Annotated in this window: 18 protein-coding genes; 13 read left to right on the plus strand and 5 right to left on the minus strand. The window is 70.5% G+C overall.

What is annotated here, in order from left to right:
* The first annotated feature begins 4 nt into the window (after window positions 1–4).
* On the plus strand, window positions 5–1,156 hold the full coding sequence (locus QL987_RS04025; RefSeq protein ID WP_290156388.1) for a methyltransferase: 1,152 nt from the start codon (window positions 5–7) through the stop codon (window positions 1,154–1,156).
* A gap of 64 nt (window positions 1,157–1,220) precedes the next feature.
* Here QL987_RS04025 and QL987_RS04030 read toward each other — a convergent pair whose 3' ends face one another.
* Window positions 1,221–2,054: an aldo/keto reductase gene (locus QL987_RS04030; RefSeq protein ID WP_290156389.1), complete on the minus strand. Its 834-nt coding sequence runs from the start codon at window positions 2,052–2,054 to the stop codon at window positions 1,221–1,223.
* Window positions 2,055–2,163: 109 nt separating this feature from the next.
* Window positions 2,164–4,098 carry a hypothetical protein gene (locus QL987_RS04035; RefSeq protein WP_290156390.1) on the minus strand — a complete coding sequence of 645 codons (1,935 nt, stop codon included), beginning with the start codon at window positions 4,096–4,098 and terminating at the stop codon, window positions 2,164–2,166.
* 167 nt (window positions 4,099–4,265) lie between these two features.
* Between QL987_RS04035 and QL987_RS04040 the strand changes: the two genes are divergently transcribed.
* The 10 genes from QL987_RS04040 (at window position 4,266) to QL987_RS04085 (ending at window position 17,300) form a co-directional block, all read left to right on the plus strand.
* Complete coding sequence (locus QL987_RS04040; protein WP_290156391.1) at window positions 4,266–7,049, plus strand: Ig-like domain-containing protein; 2,784 nt, start codon at window positions 4,266–4,268, stop codon at window positions 7,047–7,049.
* A gap of 106 nt (window positions 7,050–7,155) precedes the next feature.
* Window positions 7,156–7,581, plus strand: a complete 426-nt coding sequence (locus tag QL987_RS04045) for a DUF3060 domain-containing protein (protein WP_290156392.1) — start codon at window positions 7,156–7,158, stop codon at window positions 7,579–7,581.
* 115 nt (window positions 7,582–7,696) lie between these two features.
* Window positions 7,697–9,103 carry a polysaccharide biosynthesis tyrosine autokinase gene (locus QL987_RS04050; RefSeq protein WP_290156393.1) on the plus strand — a complete coding sequence of 469 codons (1,407 nt, stop codon included), beginning with the start codon at window positions 7,697–7,699 and terminating at the stop codon, window positions 9,101–9,103.
* Window positions 9,104–9,140: 37 nt separating this feature from the next.
* Complete coding sequence (locus QL987_RS04055; RefSeq protein ID WP_290156394.1) at window positions 9,141–10,202, plus strand: SDR family NAD(P)-dependent oxidoreductase; 1,062 nt, start codon at window positions 9,141–9,143, stop codon at window positions 10,200–10,202.
* Window positions 10,199–11,287, plus strand: coding sequence for an NAD-dependent epimerase/dehydratase family protein (locus QL987_RS04060; protein ID WP_290156395.1), 1,089 nt, complete (start codon window positions 10,199–10,201; stop codon window positions 11,285–11,287). The genes QL987_RS04055 and QL987_RS04060 overlap by 4 nt, the downstream gene beginning before the upstream one ends.
* The gene (wecB, locus tag QL987_RS04065) at window positions 11,284–12,432 is read left to right on the plus strand and encodes a UDP-N-acetylglucosamine 2-epimerase (non-hydrolyzing) (RefSeq protein WP_290156396.1); all 1,149 of its coding nucleotides are present in this window, start codon (window positions 11,284–11,286) and stop codon (window positions 12,430–12,432) included. Before QL987_RS04060 ends, wecB begins: the two co-directional genes overlap by 4 nt.
* Window positions 12,429–13,694 (plus strand): hypothetical protein, encoded by a 1,266-nt coding sequence (locus QL987_RS04070; protein WP_290156397.1) that lies wholly within the window; start codon window positions 12,429–12,431, stop codon window positions 13,692–13,694. Before wecB ends, QL987_RS04070 begins: the two co-directional genes overlap by 4 nt.
* Window positions 13,691–14,905 (plus strand): hypothetical protein, encoded by a 1,215-nt coding sequence (locus QL987_RS04075; RefSeq protein WP_290156398.1) that lies wholly within the window; start codon window positions 13,691–13,693, stop codon window positions 14,903–14,905. Before QL987_RS04070 ends, QL987_RS04075 begins: the two co-directional genes overlap by 4 nt.
* A 14-nt stretch (window positions 14,906–14,919) precedes the next feature.
* Window positions 14,920–16,164: a glycosyltransferase family 4 protein gene (locus tag QL987_RS04080; protein WP_290156399.1), complete on the plus strand. Its 1,245-nt coding sequence runs from the start codon at window positions 14,920–14,922 to the stop codon at window positions 16,162–16,164.
* On the plus strand, window positions 16,161–17,300 hold the full coding sequence (locus QL987_RS04085; protein ID WP_290156400.1) for a glycosyltransferase: 1,140 nt from the start codon (window positions 16,161–16,163) through the stop codon (window positions 17,298–17,300). The genes QL987_RS04080 and QL987_RS04085 overlap by 4 nt, the downstream gene beginning before the upstream one ends.
* 64 nt (window positions 17,301–17,364) lie before the next feature.
* Here the strand turns inward: QL987_RS04085 and QL987_RS04090 are convergent, their stop codons facing one another.
* Both QL987_RS04090 and QL987_RS04095 read right to left on the minus strand, forming a co-directional pair.
* Window positions 17,365–18,015: a sugar transferase gene (locus tag QL987_RS04090; RefSeq protein ID WP_290156401.1), complete on the minus strand. Its 651-nt coding sequence runs from the start codon at window positions 18,013–18,015 to the stop codon at window positions 17,365–17,367.
* Window positions 18,012–19,247 (minus strand): glycosyltransferase family 4 protein, encoded by a 1,236-nt coding sequence (locus QL987_RS04095; RefSeq protein WP_290156402.1) that lies wholly within the window; start codon window positions 19,245–19,247, stop codon window positions 18,012–18,014. Before QL987_RS04095 ends, QL987_RS04090 begins: the two co-directional genes overlap by 4 nt.
* A gap of 117 nt (window positions 19,248–19,364) precedes the next feature.
* Between QL987_RS04095 and QL987_RS04100 the strand changes: the two genes are divergently transcribed.
* Both QL987_RS04100 and QL987_RS04105 read left to right on the plus strand, forming a co-directional pair.
* Window positions 19,365–20,483, plus strand: coding sequence for an acyltransferase (locus tag QL987_RS04100; protein ID WP_290156403.1), 1,119 nt, complete (start codon window positions 19,365–19,367; stop codon window positions 20,481–20,483).
* A 9-nt stretch (window positions 20,484–20,492) separates the two neighbouring features.
* Window positions 20,493–21,446, plus strand: a complete 954-nt coding sequence (locus QL987_RS04105; RefSeq protein ID WP_290156404.1) for an ankyrin repeat domain-containing protein — start codon at window positions 20,493–20,495, stop codon at window positions 21,444–21,446.
* A gap of 80 nt (window positions 21,447–21,526) precedes the next feature.
* On the opposite strand, the gene QL987_RS04110 is transcribed toward QL987_RS04105, so the two are convergent.
* Window positions 21,527–22,696, minus strand: a complete 1,170-nt coding sequence (locus QL987_RS04110) for a family 1 glycosylhydrolase (protein WP_290156431.1) — start codon at window positions 22,694–22,696, stop codon at window positions 21,527–21,529.
* Window positions 22,697–22,716 lie beyond the last annotated feature (20 nt).

Consider the following 22,716-nt stretch of genomic DNA (forward strand, 5'->3'; position numbering starts at 1 on the left):
GACCGTGCCGTCATTCGACTTCGCGGACCACTTCCGCCGTTCCCCCGCCGACCGCGGTCCGGACCTGATGACCATCGACGGCACGGACCGGTTCCTGCTCGACGAGGCGCCGCACGTGCACGGCGACGCACTCCGGCAACCCGGCGAGGTGGCGGTCGTCGACGACCGGTACGGCGTCCTGACGCTCGGGCTGCTGTCCCTGCACGGAGCCGACGGCATCCGTGTCGTGCAGGACTCCCTGACGAGCGAGCGGGCTCTCGGCGCCGCCGCCGGCACGTTCGGACGCCGTGGTTTCACCCATCCCCGGAGCCTCGAGGACGCCTTCCGGAACGTCCGACTCGTGCTGCTCCGCCTGCCGAAGTCGAACGACCGGCTGGACGAGGTCGCCCGGGCCGTCGCGCGGTGGGCCGCCCCCGACGTGGTGCTGCTCTGCGGTGGGGTCAACAAGCACATGACGCTGTCGCAGAACGACGTCCTCCGTCGGTACTTCGGCGACGTCACGGCCTCGCGCGGTCGGGGCAAGAGCCGACTGCTCGTCGCGCAGGACCCCCTCGCCGCCGCTGCTGCCCGCGCTGCCGTCACCGCTCCGTGGCCCCGGCGCGTGCACCTCGACGAACTCGGCATGACGATCGCTGCGCACGGTGGGGTGTTCGCCGGGGCATCACTCGACCTCGGGACGCGGGTGCTGCTCGAGGCGATGGACGACGCGGTGCCCACGGCCCGGACCGCGGTGGACCTCGGCAGCGGGAACGGCGTCATCGCGGTCGAGCTCGCACGTCGCAGGCCGGCCGTCCGGGTCATCGCGACGGACGTCACCTCGACCGCGGTCGCCTCGACCACCGCGACCGCCGAGGCGAACGGCGTCGCCGACCGGGTCCGGGTCCTCCGCAGCGACGCCGGGGACGAGATCGACTCCGGGAGCGCCCAGCTCGTGCTGTGCAACCCGCCCTTCCACGAGGGCACCACGGTGAGCACCGACGCGGCCGAGGCGATGTTCCGGAACGCGGCCACGATCCTCCAGGCCGGTGGCGAACTGTGGTGCGTCTGGAACTCGCACCTGCGGTACCGCCCGGTCCTCGAACGCCTGGTCGGCCCGACCCGACAGGTCGTGCGCACCGCGAAGTTCACGGTGACCGCCTCGGTCGCCACCGGCTGACACTGCTCGACACGACGAAGCCCCCACACCGATCGGTGCGGGGGCTTCGTCGTGTCGGATCGGACTACGCCGGGACGTAGTCGAACGTGTCGGGGTCCGGGCCGGTGCGGTGGCCCTTGTCGAGCACCGTGATGTCCGTCATGTCCTCGTCGGAGAGCTCGAAGTCGAAGATCGCGAAGTTCTCCTCGACGCGCGAACGGGTGACTGACTTCGGGAAGACGATGTCGCCGCGCTGGATGTGCCAGCGGAGGACGACCTGCGCCGGGGTCTTGCCCGTGGCGCCCGCGATGCGGACGATCGTCTCGTCGTCGAGGACGAGACCCTGTGCGATCGGGGACCAGGCCTCGGTGGCGATGCCGTGCTCGCGGCCGTAGGCGCGGAGCTCCTCCTGCGCGAGGTACGGGTGCACCTCGATCTGGTTGACGGCCGGGGTGACGGTCGTCTCCGCGGCGAGGCGGTTGAGGTGGTGGGCCTGGAAGTTGCTCACACCGATGCTGCGGCTGGTGCCGGCGTGGTAGAGCTCCTCGAGGGCCTTCCACGTCGGGACGAAGTCCGAGACGGTCGGCAGGGGCCAGTGGATGAGGAACAGGTCGGTGTAGCCGCCGAGCAGGTCGGCCGACTTCTTGCCGTTCTCGGCAGCGAGTTCGGGGGCGTGGAAGCCGTTGTTGAGCTTCGACGTGACGAAGATCTCGGAGCGGTCGATGCCGGACTCCGCGATCGCCTCGCCGACCTCCTTCTCGTTGCCGTACATCTCGGCGGTGTCGATGTGGCGGTACCCGACTTCGAGCGCGGCCAGGGTCGCGGCCTTCGTCTCGGCGGGATCGATCTGGTAGACGCCGAAGCCGAGCTGGGGGATCGTGCGTCCGTCGTTGAGCGTGATGTTCGGAACGGTGGTCATGCCGTCCATCCAACTCCTCGCCCCTCAGCGAGCGCTCCGAGAACTCCCAGCAGGGTGCGCCGACCGGTCCCGCGGGAGCCGGTCGGCGCACCCTGGTGACGGCCTCCGGTCAGGGAGTACCGACGATGGAGAGCGTCGTCGTCGTGGTGTTCGCGCCACGGGAACGAGCCGTAGCCACCAGCAGGTGGTCCTGGTCGTCGAGGGCGGGCGTCCTGATCGCCCACGTGCCGTCATCACGGGCCACCGCCCGACCGAGGACGACGCCCGGCGCGTTCCGGTCGGTCAGGGTGACGATCGCCCCGTCAGCTGCGCGACCGGTCACCAGGACCTCCGGGAAGACCGGCGAGACCATGAAGCCGTCCCCGGGCGAGGTGATCCGCACGGCGGCGCCGTAGTCGATCGACACGTCGGCCCGGTCGGTCACCTGGCCGCCCTGGCGCTGTTCGGCGCGGAGCGTCCGCACACCACCGCGGTCCGGAGCGGGGAGCGAGACCTCCCAGCGTCCGTCACGCACCGGGACGACGGCGACGCTGGTCTGCCCGTCGGACAACTCGACGGTCGACCCGGTGGCACCGGAGCCGCCGACCACGACCGGGACGTCCACGTCGTCATCGAACCGGGCGGTGGCGCTGAAGTCCGGACGCGGGACCGCCACCTGCACGTCCGTCGAGCCGATCGACGTGGTGTTGGCGAACGCCTCGACCCGGACCGTGTTCGCGCCGTACTCGAGCCCGTCGAGCGCGGCCGTCCAGGCTCCCGGGCTCGTCGGCTGGATGCGCCGGGTGGTCTGCTGACCGTTGCGTGTCCAGGTGATCTCGAGGTCGGTCGTCCGGGCCGGCGTGGTGCCCTCGAGCGTGGCACTGCGCGCGGACTGGTCGACGTCCGTCACCCGCGCGGTGAGGGCCTTGTCGTTCACCGTCGTCCGGACCGTCGCCGTGGTGTCGAACGACCCGGCGGCGATCGACCCGACCAGGCGAGCCGTCATCGAGCTCGAGGTCTGGGTGATGCCCAGTGGTGTCTCGACACCCATGGTGAAGCGGAACCGCTGGCCGTTCGCGACACCCCAGTCACGGTTCGCCAGGGAGTACCGGTAGGTCCGACCGTCCGCGGACCGGACACCGCTCACCAGGGTGTCCCCGCTGAAGTCCGACCACGAGCCGCCCGACAACCGCTGCCCGCGCTGTCGGTCCTGGCCCGTCGCGAATGTGGTGCCCGCCGGGGCGTGGAACTCGATCGACCCGGACGGCGTCGAGAAGGCCGAGCGCGGGGTGAAGGACGCCGACACCGGGGTCGTCGCGGCCCGCTCGAGGGTGGCGCTGCCGCTGTCCCCCACGATGCGTTCCGGCTGGGTCGGCGCAGCGATCTGGACCGAGACGAGCGCCTGGCCCTTGTAGGTGCCGCGGACGTACTGCTCGAACACGAGGGTGTTCCAGCCGACCGAGAGCCCGGAGACCGTCGCGCTCCAGACCCCCGGGTCGGCCGACGTCGCCGTCGCGATCCGGTTGTCGTTCCGGCGGACCTCGGCGCCGCCGGTCGCGTTGCCGCTGACCGTCACGGTCCGCTGCGCGTCGTCCTGCCGCACGACGCTCGCCGTCAGCTTCTGGTCCGGGAACGGACGGACGACCGGGTTGCCCCGGACGTGCGCGGAGTCCTTGCAGCCGAACAGCGTGCAGCCGTAGGTCCAGAACTCCGGGGTCTTCGCTTCGCCGTAGCGCCAGTTGGCGAACACCGCGGTCGACGTCCCGCCGTCCCAGTGGTAGTCGCCGCCGACGTTGCCGACGTGGATCTGGCACGGGGACTCGAACAGGCCGCAGTGCGGCGTGCCGGTGACGCGGTACGTCCGGGAGTCGATCGCGGTGAGGCTGACGCCGGTGGGCTGGTTGGCGACGGTGCGGCTCTGGGGGGCGGGTGCCTGTGTTGCGGGCGCGGCCGGAGCCGTCGGGTCTGTCGGCGCTGCTGTCGCTGCCGCCGGTGTCAGCAGCGCAGCGATCGTCAGGCCGACGGCGGCGAGCGTCGCGGTGCGGATCAGGGGTGGACGGTGCATCGATGTCCTCTTCCTCAGGGAACGTGGTCAGGAGGACCCTAGTGCTATTCCGTATTCAGATGTGATATATTTGCTCTCTGCCGCGGAGTCGCGGCCTGATCCGCTCCCGACACTCCGCAGCCGTGGGGTCCGGGATGTCCCGTCACGAACAGAGAGACACCACACAGATGGCCAAGAAGAAGACCGTCGGGAAGCTGGGCGCTGGCGTCCTGGCCGCGACGACCGTCATCAGCGGACTCGGGTTCGGCATCATGCCGGCCGGCGCCGCGACAGAGACCAAGGCGTCGTCGACGCACGAGTACGAAGTGGGCGACGAGGGGGCAACGCTCCAGCTCATCGCGAAGACGCCGACCGGGTACAACTACTTCGCTGACAAGTTTGCTCTGGGCACGGTGCGATCAGCGACGACCCTGGACCAGGCGAAGCAGGACGCGCTGTCCTTGACCGCTCACTTCGCAGAGACGGTCGATGGCACGGATTACTGGACCTTGAAAACCGACCGGTCCAGCAGCAGCCCATGCTTGCGAGCCACCACGGTCAATTCCCAGCCGGCCGCGATCATGAACTCATGCAACACAACCGACGCGCTGAAGTGGACGATCGAAGACGGAGCCCTCAAGAGTCAGCGGTTCATCAGCAGTTCTCCGTGGTTGGTCTCGAGCCTTGAGACTCGGAGTGGAGACACCTTCTTCGAGCTGTCGTCCCAGCGGGAAGAAGCCAGCTTCGTCGATCTGCCGACCACCCTCGCCGGCCTGAGCGCCGACATTCAGGACGTCGACCTCGAGGCCGGCACCGCCCTGCTCGACGGCACGGCGCCGGACGACGCGACCGACGTCGAGGTCACCTACCTCGACAAGGACAGCAAGAAGAAGACCTACAACGCCGCCGCGAAGGACGGCAAGTGGTCGCAGGCCCTCAGCGCCCTCGCGCTGGGCAACACGTCGGTGCACCTCAAGGCCTACAACGGCGCTGAGCTCATCGCCGAGAGCGACGTCGACGTGGACCTGCCGGTCACGCCACTGTCGGTCCAGCCGGAGCTCTCCGAAGCGAACGTCGAGGCGGTCGCCAAGCTCACCGGTTCGGCCAGCAAGAACACCACCATCAAGGTCAAGAGCGGCACCAAGCAGGTCGCGACGACCATGACCGGTGAGGACGGCTCCTTCGAGGTCCCCGTCAACGCCCCGAACGCCGCGGGTGACTACGAACTCACCGCGACGCAGGAGATCCGCGACGAGGACGCGACCCCGCAGGACGTCACGATCCCCTACGGCGCCGGTGTCGCCGTCTCGAGCCCGGAGAACGGCGCGGAGCTCGACGCCGGGCAGCCGCTCGTCGTCTCGGGCACTGCCCAGACCAACTCGCTCATCCGCGTCTACGAGAAGGGCAACCCCCGGGTCGTCCTCGGCCAGGCGACCGCGACCAACGGCTACCGCATCGTGCTGAACGACCTGGAGGACCGCGAGTACCAGCTCGTCGTCGCCGGTGTCTCGAAGGGCAACAACGTCACCACCGCCGAGGTGACCGTCAACCCGGGCAAGTCCGACGTGACCGCCCCGACCGCGACGGTGGCGTTCGACGAGGACGACCTGTCCGCGAAGGCCACCGTGTCGGGCACCGGTGCTGCCGGCGCCACGATCACCGTGAAGGACGAGGACGGCACGACCCTCGGCACCACGAAGGTGTCCGGCACCAGCGGGACCGGCGACTGGTCCCTGCCGATCGACCCGATCGGCCCCGGCAAGCACGCCTTGACGATCGAGCAGACGGGCATCGAGGGGACGCAGACCGCCGCCGCGGAGGCCGACTTCGGCGCAGCGGTGTCGTTGAACGGCCCTGCGACGTTCACCGACGGAACCATGGACGTCACCGGTACCTCGTCGAAGGGTGCGCAGGTGTCGATCACGACCGGGGGCAAGACCGTTGACACCTTCGAGGTCACGAACGAGGACGGCACCTTCGACCGCACCCTCAAGGGCCTCGGTGCCGGTGCGATCCAGCTCACCGCGACCGCGAAGTCCAAGGGTGGTCTGACCACCACCGACACGCTCTCCGCGACGGCGCCGATCCCGGCCGAGTCCGTCCAGATCGGCTCGCACGTCAAGGACGGCACGTTCGTGCCCGGCCCGCAGCTGTTCACCGGTCGCGGAACCGTCGGTGCGACGATCACGCTGAACGTCCACGGGTTCTCCGCCGCGAACGCCGGGTACAACCTGACCACCACCGTCGACCAGTTCGGTGAGTGGGAGATCCAGCGCGCCCTCGGTGACACGAGCTACCCGCTGTTCTCCGTCAAGCAGACCGCGCAGGCCGGCGTCGTGAACGAGCTGACCAACTGGAACCTCCGCCCCTACAAGGAGATCGGCGAGCCGGGCGACCTGCAGCTGACGAACTTCAAGGACGGGGACTTCTTCAACCCCGGTGACCAGACATTCTCCGGCAAGGCCACTCCCGGCGCGACGATCCGTTTCAACCCGTTCGGCCTCGACAACCCGGGCGTGGCTGCGTACGACATCGTGACCACGGCGCATGCCAAGACCGGTGTCTGGACCATCCGCCGTGCCCTCGCGAACACGAGCTATGACCGGATCGCCGTCCGCCAGGAACCCGCCGTCGACGGCCACGTGAACCAGGTGGACGACATCCGGGTCGCTCCGTACGGGTGGCTCGGCGCACCGGCCGACCTCACGGTGACCAGCCCCACTGCCGGCAGCACCGCCGCAGCGGGTGTCCAGACGTTCACCGGAACCGCCCGGCCCGGGACGACGGTCACGGTCTACGTGTGGGGTGACAACCCGGCCAGCCCCGCAACGGGTGTCGCCGACGCGCGCGGCAACTGGCGGATCGACCGTCCGATGGGTTCCTACACGACGCCGTACAACGTGCGCGTCGTCCAGGACGACGCGGACGGCAAGGTCGACACCGTCCGGGTTCCACTCACCATCACCCCGTGACTCCCGGTCGGGGCCGGCTGACGACCACCGTCAGCCGGCCTCGGCCGCCTGTCCACGCTTCCCTCCCGCCCCGCGTCAGGGGTGCTCGAACACCGAAGGACCGATCATGCAGATCCGAGGCATCGCACCTGCGCTCCTCTTCCTCAGCGCCACCGCGCTCCTCCTCACCGGCTGCAGTGGGGAGTCGACCGACCACGCTGCGGAGAAGCCGACGGCCTCGGCCTCCGCCTCGGCGCCGGCGGGCGACTACACACCTGCGCCGTACGAGAACGCGTGCGACGGCGAGCAGGCCGTCATCAGCGGGACCGCGGGCAAGCACGAGATCAAGAAGTGCGACGCCGTCGCGGTGGCGTCCGACGGCGGCAAGATCACCGTCGGGACGGCCCGCACGATGGTCGTCGAGGGAAGCGACAACGACATCACCGTCTCGTCGCTCAAGTCCCTCACGCTGCTCGGCTCGAACAACGCGGTCCACGTGACCGGTGACGCGCCGTCCGTCGACGACCAGGGTGCCGGCAACACCGTCGACTGACCCACGACGACGACCACGAGCCGGCCGAGCATGCTCGGCCGGCTCTTTCTCTTTTTGCATTTCAGTTTTACATATCGCATGCTATGCTGGTCAGACCGATGCAGACAGGACGCACATGGACCTCCCCGACCTCCTCCACTCCCTCCGGCGCCGGTGGCCGATCGCCCTCGCCGGGCTCGTCCTCGGGACCACCGCCGGATGCGCCGCACTCGTGCTCTCGACCCCGACGTACGATGCGACCGCCCGCTTGTACGTGACCGTGGCATCGTCCGAGACCGGCTCGGCGACGGACCTCGTGCAGGGGGGCAATGCAGCAGAGCAGCGCGTGCGCTCGTACGTCGACATCATCACCTCGCCCCGCGTCCTCCAGCCCGCCATCGACGAGCTCGGTCTCGACATCTCGGCGCAGGACCTCGCCCATCGTGTCCGCGCCACTTCCCCCAACGACACGGTGTTGCTCACCCTCACGGTGAACGACACCTCGGCGAAACGAGCAGCGGCCACCGCGAACGCGATCAGCGCGAGCTTCACCTCGCTCGTAGCAGACGACCTCGAGCAGGCCGGACCCGGCGGTACCAGCCCGGTCTCCATCCGCACGGTCCAGCCGGCCCTCCCGCCCGAAGACCGAGCGTCCCCCCAGATCTCACGGACCCTGCTGCTCGGGATCGCCGGTGGTGCTGCCGTGGGCGTCCTCGGCGCCCTGCTCCGCGATCTCCTCGACACCCGGATCCGCGGTCGTGCCGAGGTCGAGTCCGTCACCGACCGACCAGTGCTCGGGATCGTGCCACGGTCGAAGGACCTGGAACATGCCCCGGTGTTCATCCAGGGCAACCTCCGCAGCGCCTTCGCAGAGTCGTTCCGGGCACTCCGGACGAACCTGCGGTTCCTCGGCAGCACGGGAACGGGCCGCCTGTTCGTGATCACCTCGGCGAACGCGAACGAAGGCAAGACGACCACCGCGGTCAACCTGGCAGCAGCGCTCATGGAGGGTGGTGCCCGAGTGGCGATCATCGACTGCGACCTCCGACGCCCCGCGGTCGCCACGCGGCTCGACCTCGAGAACAACGCCGGCCTCACGGACGTCCTGATCGGGCGGGCCGAGCTCGAGGACGTCATACAGCCCTGGGGCGCCACGGGTCAGGTCCTGCTGACGGGGCCAGTCCCTCCGAACCCTTCGGATCTCCTCGCATCGGCCTGCATGACAGAGGTCCTCGCTGCGCTCGCGGCGGACAACGACTACGTGATCATCGACACCCCACCGCTGCTCCCCGTGACGGATGCCGCGATCCTGGCTGCTGCGACCTCCGGCGCGATCGTCGTGACCGCGGCGGCGAAGTCGCGCACCAACGAGCTCCGCGACGCGCTCATGATCCTCGAACGTGCCGATGCGCACACGCTCGGCATCGCGATCAGCATGGCGAGGACCTCGGCATCACAGTACGGCTACGGGTACCTCGGCGACGTCCCCGAGCTGACGAAGCACGATCTGCATCCGCTCCGCGGCGCCCGTGTCGCTGACTGATCCCCACCCATTCACGACCTTGGACAGGACCACCACCATGACCATCAGCACCGATTCCCTCATCGGCTCCCGCGTCCTCGTGACCGGCGGTACTGGCTCCTTCGGCAAGACCGTCACCAGACGCCTGCTCGCCCGCGGCATCGGCGAGGTCAGGATCCTCAGCCGAGACGAGGCGAAGCAGGACCAGCTCCGGAACGAGCTGAACGACCCCCGCGCCCGTTTCTACCTGGGCGACGTCCGCGAGCCGGAGAGCGTCAGTCGCGCGATGCGCGGTGTGGACCACGTCTTCCACGCCGCCGCGCTGAAGCAGGTGCCGTCGTGCGAGTTCTTCCCGCTCGAGGCGGTGCGGACGAACGTGCTGGGCAGCCAGAACGTGGTCGCCGAGGCGGTCAATGCCGGTGTCCGGTCGGTCGTCTGCCTGAGCACCGACAAGGCCGTGTACCCGGTCAACGCGATGGGCATCAGCAAGGCGCTCATGGAGAAGGTGGCGCTGTCCTACGGGCTCAACAACCACGACGCCGAGACGACCGTCTCGTGCGTGCGGTACGGCAACGTCATGTACTCGCGGGGCTCGGTCATCCCGCTCTTCGTGGACCAGATCCGGCGGGGACAGCAGCTCACCATCACGAACCCGGAGATGACCCGGTTCATGATGTCGCTCGACGACAGCGTCGACCTGGTCGAGCACGCCTTCGTCCACGCGAACCAGGGCGACCTGTTCGTGAAGAAGGCCGCATCGTGCACGATCGGCGATCTCGCACGCGCCCTGGCCAACCTGTTCGGGGTCGACGGAGACCCGTTCCGGGTGATCGGGACACGGCACGCCGAGAAGCTCTCCGAGGCACTCGCGAGTCGTGAAGAGCTCTCCCGCGCTGAGGACATGGGCGACTACTTCCGCATCCCCGCGGACGTCCGGGACCTCAACTACTCCGCCTACGTCGACGAGGGCGACCTCATGCAGACGGAGCGTCTCGCGTACGACTCGCACTCGGTCGAACGCCTCGACGTGTGCGGTGTCGAGCAGCTCCTGCTCTCGCTGCCGGAGATCCGTGCCGAACTGGCCTCCGCCGGACGGCACGTGGTCGGGGTGGCCGCGTGATCGCGATCAGCGGTCGGGGCGGTCTGGTCGGGTGGCACCTCCGAACGGTGCTGCACGCGCACGGGCGGTCCTGGCGCGACGTCGACCTCCGCGCGACGGTCCCGGTGGTCGAGGGCGCGGGAGCGGACGGGAGCTCGATCGAGACCGCGATCCACGTCGCCGGCATCTCCCGCGGTCCTGAGCAGGACGTCCGTGACGGCAACACCGAGCTCGCCCGACGGTTCGTCGCGGCGCTCGAACGCGCCGTGGCGCGACCCCGCCGTGTCGTCTACGCGAACACCGGCATGAGCGGGACGACCCCGTACACGGAGGGCAAGGCCCGAGCCGGGGAGGTCCTGGCCGCGGCGGCGGCACGATGGGGTGCCGAGTACGTCGACGTCGTCATCGACAACGTCTTCGGCGAGCACGGGACGCCGTACCACAACGGTGTCGCACTGACCTTCTGCCACCGCATCGCCCGGGGAGAGCAGCCGCAGGTGGACTCGACCGACATCCGGACCTTCGTCCACGCGCAGGACGTGGGCGAGGCGCTCGCGGGCATGATCGACCAGGCCGAGCTCCGACGCCGCGGCACCACGCTGGCGATCCCCGAGCTCGCCGACCGGATCGGCGCGCTCGCGACCCCGTACCGACGTGGTGAGTTCCCGGTCCTCCGCAACGCCTTCGACCGTGACCTCTTCAACACCTACCGCTCGTACGCCTTCGCGCTCGACCCGGTCCACCGGCTCGGCCCGGCCGTGGACGGACGCGGCTCCTTCACCGAACTCGTCCGCGCACACGGCAGCGCAGGACAGACCTCGATGTCCACCACCCTGCCCGGGGTCACCCGCGGCGACCACTTCCACCGCCGCAAGGTCGAGCGTTTCGTCGTCGTCCAGGGCGAGGCGCAGATCGTCCTCCGCCGCGTGCTCACGGACGAGCGCCAGGTGATCCGCGTGACCGGCGACGAACCGGTCGCCGTCGACATGCCGACCCTCTGGGCCCACTCCGTCACGAACACCGGTGACGTCCCCCTCGTCACCGTGTTCTGGGCCGACGAGCTCTTCGACCCCGCTCGACCCGACACTCACCAGGAACCAGCATGACCACGCAGCTGAAGCCGCACCGCACGAAGGTGCTCACCATCGTCGGGACCCGCCCCGAGATCATCCGACTCTCCCAGGTCATCCACCTGCTCGAAGCCACCTGCGACCACGTCCTCGTGCACACCGGGCAGAACCACGACCGGCAGCTGAGCGACGTCTTCTTCGACGAGCTCGGCCTCCGTCTACCGGACCACCGCCTGTCCATCGACACGTCGTCGCTCGGCGCGGTGCTCGGGGACGTCCTCCGCGAGACCGAGCGGGTCCTACGTCTTGAGCGTCCCGACGCCGTGCTGGTCCTCGGCGACACGAACAGCGCCATCGCGGCGCTGATGGCGAAGCGCATGCGCATCCCCGTCTTCCACATGGAGGCCGGCAACCGGTCGTTCGACGAGAACGTGCCGGAGGAGACCAACCGCCGGATGGTCGACCACGTCGCCGACTACGCCCTCGTGTACACCGAGCACGCACGCCGGAACCTGCTGTCGGAGGGCATCCACCCGTCGCGCATCGTCCTCACCGGATCGCCGCTGTGCGAGGTCCTCGCCACGCACCGTGCCCGGATCGACGCGAGCGACGTCCTCGACCGGTTGTCGTTGCGACCGGACGGCTACATCCTGGTCAGCGCCCACCGCGAGGAGAACGTCGACGACCCCGAGCGTCTCGCCGCGCTGCTCGCGGCGGTCCAGGCCGTGGGCGACGAGCACGACCTTCCGGTACTCGTCTCCACGCATCCGCGGACCCGTCGCGCGCTCGCGGACGTCGACGTCGCCCACCACCCCCGTCTCGTGTTCCACGAGCCGTTCGGCTTCCACGACTACAACGCGCTGCAGCGCTCGGCGTTCGTGGTGCTCTCCGACTCCGGCACGATCAGTGAGGAGTCCGTCATGCTCGGGTTCCCGGCGGTCACCCTCCGAGACCGCATCGAGCGCCCCGAGGCCCTCGACTCGGGCGCGATGGTCACCGCCGGCGTGACGCCCTCCTCCGTAAGCGAGGCGGTGCGGTTCGTGCGCGCGGGCGTCAGCAGCCCTCCATCCGGAGGCCCGGTCGAGTACTCGGTACCGGACACCGCCCGGCGCGTGGTCGCCGTCATCCTCGGGACGGCGCACGCGCACCACGCGAACGCCGGGATCCGGCGCCGGCAGTGAGCGCGAAGCGATCCCTCGTTCTCCGTGTCGCGCTGCGCTTCCCGACGACGCTCGTCGTCTCCGCGCCGCACGTCCTCGTGTTCCTGCCCCTGGCGATCTGGAACGACAACCCCGGCACGGACTTCATCGTCCAGATGTGGGGGATCGCCGTTGCCGGCACCCTCGTCGTCGAAGCCTCGGTCGCCCTCGTCGTCGCCGCCGAGCGTCGATCCGGCCGCATCGCCCCGACGGCGTCGACACCGGATCCTCCCACACGCTGGGAGCCGCAGCGGGTGGCGACCATCGCGCGCACGGTGACGATCATCTCCGTCGTGGCGAACCTGACGAGTGCCCTGCTCGGTGCCAGCACGCTCCGCTCCCAGGTCGACGGGGTCCTGCCGTCCGGCGCCGCGAGCATCCTCACGCCGTTCGTCTCCTGGGCCCAGGTCGCCCTCGCGCTGCTCGTCGCGGCGCGGTTCCTCGGAGGCCTCAGCCAGGTGGCGGTCCTCCGGTGGATCGGAGTCCTCATCCTCGCGCAGATCGCCGTGGCGTCGATCCTGACCATCACGGCCCGGGCCGTGAGCTTCCTCGTCCTGCTGGTCGTGCTCGCGTTCCTCACGAACCTGGTGCCCCGGGCCTGGATCGCGGGCGGGATCGGGGTCCTCGCGGTGCTCTGGCCGACCGTGTACGCCGTGCGGAACCAGCTGCGGACCGCGCACGGCATCGACGTGGACGCAGACGTCTCGGCGTCTGACCGTCTCCGGTTCGACGAGCAGATCGTCCGAGCCGCGCAGTACGGCCCCGGGCACGATCTCGGCCAGCCCGGCCTGTGGGACAGCCTGCGGTACGGACTGGTACCGCGGGTCCTCGACCCTGGCCGCGCCGGCGTCTCGTCCGGCAACCTGATCAACGAGTACCTCGGTGGAGTCGACTTCTCCGCGTACACGTTCCTCCCGGTCGCGACCGCCTGGTTCTTCTGGGGCACCTTCACGGTGGTCCTGCTCTACGCCGGTTGCGCCGCGGCCGTGATGGCGCTCCGACCGTGGCGCACGATCGCGCGACGGCCGTACGCCGTGGTCCTCCTCACGCTCATGCTCGGGGGGCCCCTCGCGTGGTTCAGCACACCCCCGGACACGACCATCGCGCTGTTGCAGACCCTGGTCACGATCCTCCCGGTGTTCCTGGTCCTGCACCTCTGGGCGCGGCGGTCGGAACCGCCGGTCGCGAGAGACGTCGGACGACCGTCCTCGGAACGCACCGACGTCGTGGCGGCGGCGTCGTGACCGTCCGTCGGTCGGCGGGTGGACGAGGAGCGGCCGCGCTCGCCGTCAGCGCACTCACGAGCGTCTCCGGTCTCCTCGTGGCCGTCGCCGTCGCACGGACGTCGAGCACGGTCGACACGGGGAAGTACGGGATCGCGGCCTCGGCACTGCTCCTCGTCACGGCACTGGCCCGGTCGGCCGTCACCGATCCGCTCGTCGCCGATGCGCGGAGGACCCCCTCCGGCACGGGGTCCCTGGGACGTGCGTCACTGATCGGTGTGGCCGGTGCCGTCGTGCTCCTGGCCGTCGGCACCACGACGGCGTCCGAGGACCTGCTGATCGCCGCCGTCGCTGCCCACGGCCTCACGGTCCGTGAGTGTGTCCGCGCCGTGCTCGTCGCCATCGGGTCCGCCCGCACGGCCGTCGTCCTCGAGGCCATCTGGGCCGTGGCGAGCGCCACGGCGTTCCTCGGCACGCTCGCAGGCGCCTGGGGCGGGAGCGTCGCCTTCGCGCTCTGGGCCGGCAGCGGCGCCGTGCTCGGCTACGTCGCCGCGGCGCGGACCGGTTCCGACCTGGTGCCCGTGTGGTCACGGACCCCGGTGCCCGGTGCGCGTTCCGTGGCGTTCGCGTCGGACACGCTCATCGGGAGTGGTGTCGTCCAACTCGTGACGTGGATCGCGACCGCCATCGGTGGGCTCTCGATCGCAGCAGCGCTGCGTGGCGCAGGCACGCTCGCCGGCCCGGTGACCGTGGGGTTGTCCGCCGCGCGGGCCGTGCTCATCCCCCGCACGCTCCGGCACCTCGAATCGACCGGCGGCGTCCGCGGCCTCGTGGTGGACACTGCGCTGATGACCGCGCTCGCGATGCCGGCGCTCACCGCCCTCTCGTTCATCCCCGACCCGATCGGCCGCGCTCTGCTCGGTGACACCTGGCGACTCGTCGCGCCGATCCTCCCGCTGACCGCGCTGGAGTTGTTGTTCCAGCTCGTCGCTGCGGTGCCGGAGTCCGCGCACCGAGCGCTGGGCCGCGGCGGTCGGATCGTCGCCGTCCGGTCCGGGTCCGCGGTGGTCCGGATCCCGGTCGTGGTCCTCGCAGCGCTGTCCGGCCTCGACGCCGTCGTGGCCGCGGCGGCGGTCGTCACGATGCTCAGTGCGACTGCGTGGTGGGTGAGCCTCGCGACGCTGTCCCGTCCGACCCCCAGCCACGGGGTGCTCCCCGATTTGGCGACCTGATGATGGAGGAACCGATGCGCACCCTCGCGATCATCGTCCCCGAGTACCGCACGCCCGAAGCTCGAGGCGGAGGCCTGTCGGCGGAGGCGGACTTCGTCGCCCGCGCGTTCGACGGGCCACACCTGGCTGCGGCTGACCGGTGGCACGTCCGCTTCGTCGTCCCCCGGATGTACCACCGCGCTGCCGAGCACGCGACCCCGCTCCGGCCGTCCTCCCTGTTCCGCGGCGCCATCGCGCGACGTCGGGCCGGAGCCGAGCGGGAGACCTGGGACGTCGGGACGGTCCTGCCCGAGGTGGAGACGAACCGCTACCGCCCGCGCCGCGCCCTGACCGCGCTCGTGGACGACTGCGACGCGGCCGTCGTCATCGCGGGCACGCCGGCCATCGGCGCCGTGATGCGGGATGTGGGGACGCCGTGGGTGCTGAGCGTCGCGAGCCTCGTGGAAGAGGAACGAGCGGCACGTCTCTCGGCGTCCTCCGGGTGGCGTGCGGCGCTCCTGCGCCGGGCGACCATCGCGACCGCGCGGACGGACCGCCGCGCGCTCGCCACGGCACCGACCATCGTGACGCTCAACGGCACGATGGCGGACCGGCTCCGGCCGCTCGCGGGAGGCCCCGTGGGCGTGGTCCCGGCAGGCGTGGACACCCACTGGTTCCGACCGTCGACCCGTCGTACCGCGGACGGGCCGATCATCATGGTGAGCCGCCTGAACGACCCGCGGAAGGACGTCCAGACCCTCCTCCGCGCCTACGCCATGGCCCGCCGTGACCACGGTGTCCGCCATCACCTCGTCCTCGCCGGCCGGCACACCCTCCCCGGGGCGGACGTCGCCCTCATCACGGAGCTCGGTCTGCACGACGTCGTACAGGTCGTCGAGTCACCGTCGGACGACGCGCTCGCCGCGATGCTACGGACGAGTTCGCTCTTCGCGCTCGCCTCGCAGGAGGAAGGGCTCGGCTTCGTCTTCCTGGAGGCGATGGCCTCCGGTCTCCCGGTGGTCACGACCGCGACCCGGGGTGCGACCGAGGCGGTCCCCGCAGACGTCGGCACCCTGGTGCCGTTCGGGGAGGACCTGGTCCGGCACTTCGCGGCGGCCCTGGCCGAGGGTGTCCACGACGCGGCGCGTGCCGACGCACGTGGTCGCCGAGCGCGGCTCCACGTGGAGGCCACCTACGCTGACGACGTCGCCGAGCAGGCCTGGCGTGACCTCGTCGCCGAAGCGATCGACTCCGGCGCGCGGACCAGGGGAATCCGATGACACGGGTCCGCATCCTCGCCCCGTACTTCCCACCGGCGGTGGCCGGCGGCGGTCCGATCCGGACACTGGACGCCCTCGTCAGGTCGGCACCGGAGGGGATCGCGCTCGAGATCGTGACGCGGGACCGGGACCTCGGGGCGACCACTCGGTTGGCCGTGCCCGACGCCGTCGTCACCACGGCTGGTCGGCGGGTCCGGTTCCTCGACACCCGTGGGCCGCTCGGTGTCCTCCGTCTCGCGTCCGCGATCCGGACGCATCCGGCTCCCGACCTCACGTACCTCAACACCGTGTTCGATGCCCGCTTCGGTGTCCTGCCGCTGCTCCTGCGACGGTGCCGGCTCGTCCCCGCCGGACCGGTGCTCGTGGCACCGCGTGGCGAATTCGACCCGGGGGCCCTCGCCCTGAAGTCGGCGAAGAAGCGACGGTACCTCGAGCTCGCTCGCCGTCTGGGGCTGTTCCACGGTGTGACGTGGCACGCCTCGACCGAACTCGAGGCGTCGCACGTCCGTCGGGCCGTCGGAGCCAGCGCGGACATCGTCGTCCGTGAGAACGAGACCCGCCTGCCCGCCCTGGCCGAACGGACCCCGCAATCGACGCACGAACGCCTCGAACTCGTCACCGTCGGCCGGATCAGCCCGAAGAAGCGGACGCACCTGGTGATCGAGGCGCTCGCCCACGTCTCACGTCCGGTCCGTCTGGTGGTCCTCGGCCCGGTCGACGACGTCGCGTACGGTCGGCGCTGCGCGGCAGCCGCTGCCGTGCTTCCCGCCCGTGTCCAGGTCGAGTTCACGGGGGTGCAACCGCACGCAGCCGCGGTGGACGCGGTCAGGGCGGCGCACGCCATGGTGACGGCGACCGCCGGCGAGAACTTCGGACACACGATCGCAGAGGCGCTCGCCGTCGGTCGCCCGGTGCTGCTGTCCGACACGACACCGTGGTCGGCCCGCGTCGAGGCGGGTGGGGGCGAAGTCGTCGCCGACGACGACTGGGCCGCGACGATCGACCGATGGGCGTCGTACTCGGGCGAGGAGCTGGCCAGCCGCGCGGCCCGGGCAGCGAGCAGCTACGACGTGTGGCGGTCCACACCGCCGGAACCGCACGTCTTCGAATTGGCGCTCCGGCGGCTGCCGCGGTGAGGCGCAGGCGACGCCCACGGTGACGCGTCGGCGGCGCCGGGCGCTCCCGCGGTGACGCACCCGGTCAGCGCGTCGCGAAGGACTCGGTGTCGTCGCCCCGGAACGTGACCATCGTGGCGTGCCCGCGTTTGGAGACCCCGCGTCGTGACACGACGGTCCAGACGGTGGCGACGAGGATCTGGGCGTCGAGCCGGAGGGAGCACCGTTCGACGTACTCGACGTCGAGGTCGAACCGGGTCGTCCAGTCGGTGTCGTTCCGCCCGTTGACCTGCGCGAGACCGGTCATGCCCGGTCGGACCTCGTGGCGGCGTGCCTGGTGGGCGGAGTAGAGGTCGAGGTACGACATCAGGAGCGGTCGAGGCCCGATGATGCTCATCTCGCCCCGGAGGACGTTGACGAGGTTCGGGAGCTCGTCGACGCTGCTGGTCCGGAGGATGCGTCCGAGTCGGGTGATCCGCACGTGGTCGCCGTCGGTGCCGAGACGCTCGAGCTCCGGGTCGGGCCGCATCGAGCGGAACTTGACGATCTGGAACGGCTCGCCGTGCAGACCGGGTCGGAGCTGCCGGTAGAGGACCGGACCGGAGCCCTCACACCGGATCAGGACGGCGACGAGGAGCATCAGGGGCGCCGAGACGACGAGGAGCACGGCCGCTGTGACGACGTCGCACACGCGCTTCGGCCCCGCCCAACGGTTCAGGACGTCGTTGTCGGTCATGCGGCGGCCTTCCGGAGGACCTGCTCGATGCGGTCGATCGCCAGACGGGGGTTCATGTGGCGATCGACGACGGAGCGTGCGTTGGCGGACAGGCGTACACGTCCGTCGGAGTCCACGGCGTGCGCTGCGCGGAACGCCGCTTCGATGGCGTCGACGTCCCCGGGCGGCGAGACCATGCCGGCGTCACCCCCGCGGACGATGTCCGCAGCGTCGCCCGGGACGACCGCGATGACCGGGACGCCGTTCGCGAAGGCGTCCTGGAGCTTCGACGGGATGGTGATCGGGGACATCGGGGCGTCCGCCAACGCGACGATCTCGAAGTCCGCGCCGGCGTGCACCGCCGGCATGTGCTCCCGGCTGACCGGCGGACGGAACGTGGTGTTGGTCGCCCCGAGCGCATCGGCAAGGTCTCGCAGGCGCTGCCTCGCGAGTCCGTCCCCGACGAACTCGAAACGGAGCCCGGGCAGGTCCGAGCACCGCGCGGCGGCGTGCACGATCGCGTCGAGGCCTTGGTTCGGTCCGATGTTCCCCGCGTACACGATCGTCGTGGTGCCGTCTTCGCCCCGGGCAGGACGCTCTGCCGCGGACGGCGTGTGTACGGCCCAGTTGACGACGGTCGAGGTTCGGTCCGGGTGACTGCCGCGCTCGACGAGGAGGCGTGCGGCCCCCGGGGCGATGGCGAGCACGTGTGCCGCTCCGCGGTGCAGGCGTCGGAGCCAAGCGAGGAGGACGATCCGCGCCAGACGGGCTCCGCGCTCGCTCGCGATGAAGCCGGAGCCGATGACCGACTCCGGCCACACGTCCTGCACGTGCAGGACGTACGGGGTGCGGAACAGTGCCTTCCAGAGCATCGGCCCGATCGCCGCGGTCGGCTGCGCGCTGTGCACGTACACGACGTCCGAGCGGCGGACGGTACGGGTCGTGGCCAGCGACGAGGCGGCGAAGCTCAGGCAGTTCACGATCCGACGGCCCGCCCGATCGGAGTGGTCCGGGACGATGGGGACGCGGTGGACGGTCACCGCACCGTCCTGTTCGACGTGTCCGAACCGCTGGCTCCATCCTGGGAACACCGCACCGAAGGGGTAGTTCGGGAACGCCGTCACGACTCGGACGTCGTGGCCCCGCGCGGCGAGACCACGTGCGACCGAAGCCGGTATCCAGCCCTGCATCTCCGGCGGGTAGTACTGGGTGACGATGGTGATGCGCATGTGCGCTCGGTCAGAACTGGGCATCTCGGTACACTATCATACGAAGTATCAATAGCAATCGCGTGATAGTCTATATCCGTGCGTAAAATTCAACATGTGAATAACTGCGATCCTGATGACGCTGGGCACGATGCTCGGGAGATGGACATCCCCATCGCGACCAGTCGGGCACCCGCGCGGATCGCGGCGCTCGACGGACTCCGAGCAGTGCTGGCGATCTCGATCTCCGCTTACCACATGGGCGCTCCCGGGCTGCAGAGCGCGGTGCTCGCGCTCCCGGTGTTCTATGCACTGTCCGGCACGCTGATCACGAGCCTCCTGCTCGCCGAGCTCCACCGCCACGGTCGGGTGCGCCTGGGTCGGTTCGTCCTCAACCGGTCCCTCCGGATCGCACCACCCGTCATCGTGGTCGTCGTCGCCGTCGCGCTCCTCTGGCCATGGGTCGGCGGGTATGGCGAGTCGACGAGCAACCTCGGGCTCGCGGCCGGCTTGGCACTGACGTGGACGACGAACATCGGCCGCGCCTTCCTCGGCGTCCACCAGGGAGTCCTGGACCCGCTGTGGAGCCTGTCCGCGGAGGAGCAGTTCTACGTGTTCTGGCCCGTCCTCGCGGCACTGCTCCTGCCCGTCGGACGCGGTCGTCGGCTGCTGCTCGGGATCCTCGTCGCGATCGTCGTGCTCGGCCCGCTGTGTTGCGCGCCGTTCTTCACGCCCAGTCCGGACGGCGGCCCGGCGAGCATCTACTACGCACCACCGCTCAGCATGTCGTCCCTGGCCTCGGGGTGCCTGGCCGCACTGGTCCTCGACCGGCTCCGGCGGAGCGGACGGTGGAGCGGCACGGCCGGTCGTCTCACGACCTGGTGCAGCCTGGCCACGTTGACGGCACTCGCTGCACTGTTCCCCGCGGACTGGAAGTCCGACCCGCTGGCACTCCTGCTGACGATCCCGCTCGCAGGCGCCGTCGCGGCAGCCTGCATCGTCGGCCTCGGCACCTCGGACTCCCTGCCAGCCCGGTTGCTGGCGGTGCGACCGCTCGCCTGGTTCGGCGCGCGGGCGTCGTACTCGCTCTACCTCTCTCACCTCGTCGTGCTCGCACTGGTCGAACCCCGCATCGACGGTGTGGTCGGACGGGCGATCGCGTTTGCCGTCGCCATCCTGGTCGGGTGCATCGGCGGCGTGCTCGTGGAGACCCCGACCGACCGGTTCCGCCGATGGGTCATGCGTCCGCGGACGTCCGCCCTCCCTGCCTCCGCCCGGTAAGGTCGGCCCGTGCGATGGAGTCACCTGGGCTGGCCGAGTGTGGGCTTCGTGTCCCTCGAGGACGTCGACGGGTACCGCGACCACCTCAGCCGGCTGGTCCTCGACGCGCCGCCGACCGTGGCCGCTCTCGCCGCGGTGCAGTGGGGGGAGGCACGCTTCGAGTCCTGGGACCTCGACGGCGAGACCCTGCGCATGGTCGTGGTCGTCCGCAACGACGAGGTGCTCGACACCCCGGAGGGACTGTGGCGACGGTGGAACCACGCCCGCGTCACGCTGCGCTTCCACGCCGTGACGCTCGATCCGCCGGACACCGCTGCACTCGACCTCCTGGCCGGCGACGTCCACGTGCTCCGTGGCGAACTCGCCCACGTCGGCCCGGACGGGTGGGAACTGCGCCTGCTGGTCTCCCCCACCGGCGAGGTCGCGGTCGTCTTCCAGGACGTCGCCGTCGAGGTCCGCAGCGTCGACGAGTCCGCCTGGGGCGACCTGGAGGCCCGACCCGACCACGGCTGGCACGGCCCGATGGCGGACGGCTGGGCGGACTGGGCATCCCCCGCGGTGCGGGCCGCCGCGCACGGTGACGTCGGTGGCCTGGCGATGGCGCTCGACGGCTTCGTCGGCGAGCCTGCCGGGGTCGACGAGATCGACGCCCGCTGGGGCTTCGCGCCACTGCACGCCGCCGCGTGGTTCGATCGGCCGGCCGCAGCCGAGTTGCTCCTCGGACGCGGAGCGCGGGCCGACCTGCCGGACGCCGAGGGACGGACACCTCTCGACCTGGCGCACGAACGCGGATCCGTTCGCGTCGCGACCCTCCTGACCGAACGCGTCCGCCACGCGCCGGACGACGTCGCGCCCGAGACCGACCGACGCGCCACCGACACTGACACGGACACCGCCACGCCGGTGACCGCCAGCCCGGACTCGGACAGCCAGGACACCGACAGCCCAGACATCGACAGCTGAGACACGACACCCGGCCGAGTCGACGACGTGACCGGGGAGTCGGAGGCGAGCCGTGCCTCCCGGCCGGCCCCCGCCGCGCCTCAGAGCGCGTTCGCCCGCGCGACCTGCCCGTACCAGTGCGCCGACGGCTTCGGCGTGCGCTCGAACGTCTCGCGGTCCCAGGCGACGAGACCGAAGGTCGGCCGGAAACCGGACGCCCACTCGTAGTTGTCGAGGAGCGACCAGTGCTGGTAGCCGAGGACGTCGATGCCGTCCGCGATGCAGCGGTGGATTCCCTCGAGCGCGCCCTGCGTGTAGGCGATCCGGCGGGTGTCGTCGGCGGTGGCGATGCCGTTCTCGGTGACCATGACCGGCACGTGGCCGGACAGCTCCCACGCGCTGCGGATGCCGTCGGCGGCGGCCTCCGGGTAGAACTCCCAGCCGGTCAGCGTCGTCTCGACGTCGTCCGCGACGGGCAGCGGCCCGTCGGTGCCGATGAACGTGCGCGTGTAGGCCTGGACGCCCACGAAGTCGTCGCCGGCGGACTGCTCCAGGTACCAGTCGTCGCGCGGGTACCCGTACTCGCGGAGCATCTCGGTGGACCCGGGCTGGTCGGTCGGCTTGAACGCCTGGGTCGCGATGGTCCACCCGGTCTGGAGGCCCGACACCTGTCCCAGGACCTCGCGCGACCGCTTGTGGCTGGCCAGCAGCGCGTCGGCGACGCCGAGGTCCGGGTTCGGCAGACCGTAGGCGACGAGGTTCGCGGCGTCCTCACCACCGGCGAGCATCGCCGCGATGTTCGGCTCGTTGATCGTGCACACGTACCGGACGCCGTCCTGCACGACGGGGAGCGCGGCCTCGGTGTAGCGGGCGAACAGGTCGGCGGCGTCGGGTGCCCGCCAGAAGCCGTCGCGTTCGAACCAGCGCGGCACGGTGAAGTGCATGAGGGTGACGATCGGTTCGATGCCGAACTCGTGGCAGGCCTCGACCATGCGGCGGTAGTGGTCGACCTCGGCGCGGCTGACGGACCCGCGCTCGGGCTCGATGCGGGACCACTCGATGCTGAACCGGTAGGAGTTCAGGCCGAGGTCGGCGGCGATCCGGATGTCCTCGCGGTACCGGTGGTAGCTGTCGGCCGCGTCGCCGGAGGGTTCGACGATCGTGGTGTCCGGCTCGTGCTCGTGGACCCACCAGTTGCTGTTGACGTTGTTGCCCTCGATCTGGTGGGCGGCCGTGGCGGCGCCCCAGAGGAAGCCGTCGGGGAAGTGCAGCGAAGTGATGATGGTGCCTT

The organism is Curtobacterium sp. APC 4022 (assembly GCF_030407555.1).
Classification (GTDB): Bacteria; Actinomycetota; Actinomycetes; order Actinomycetales; family Microbacteriaceae; genus Curtobacterium.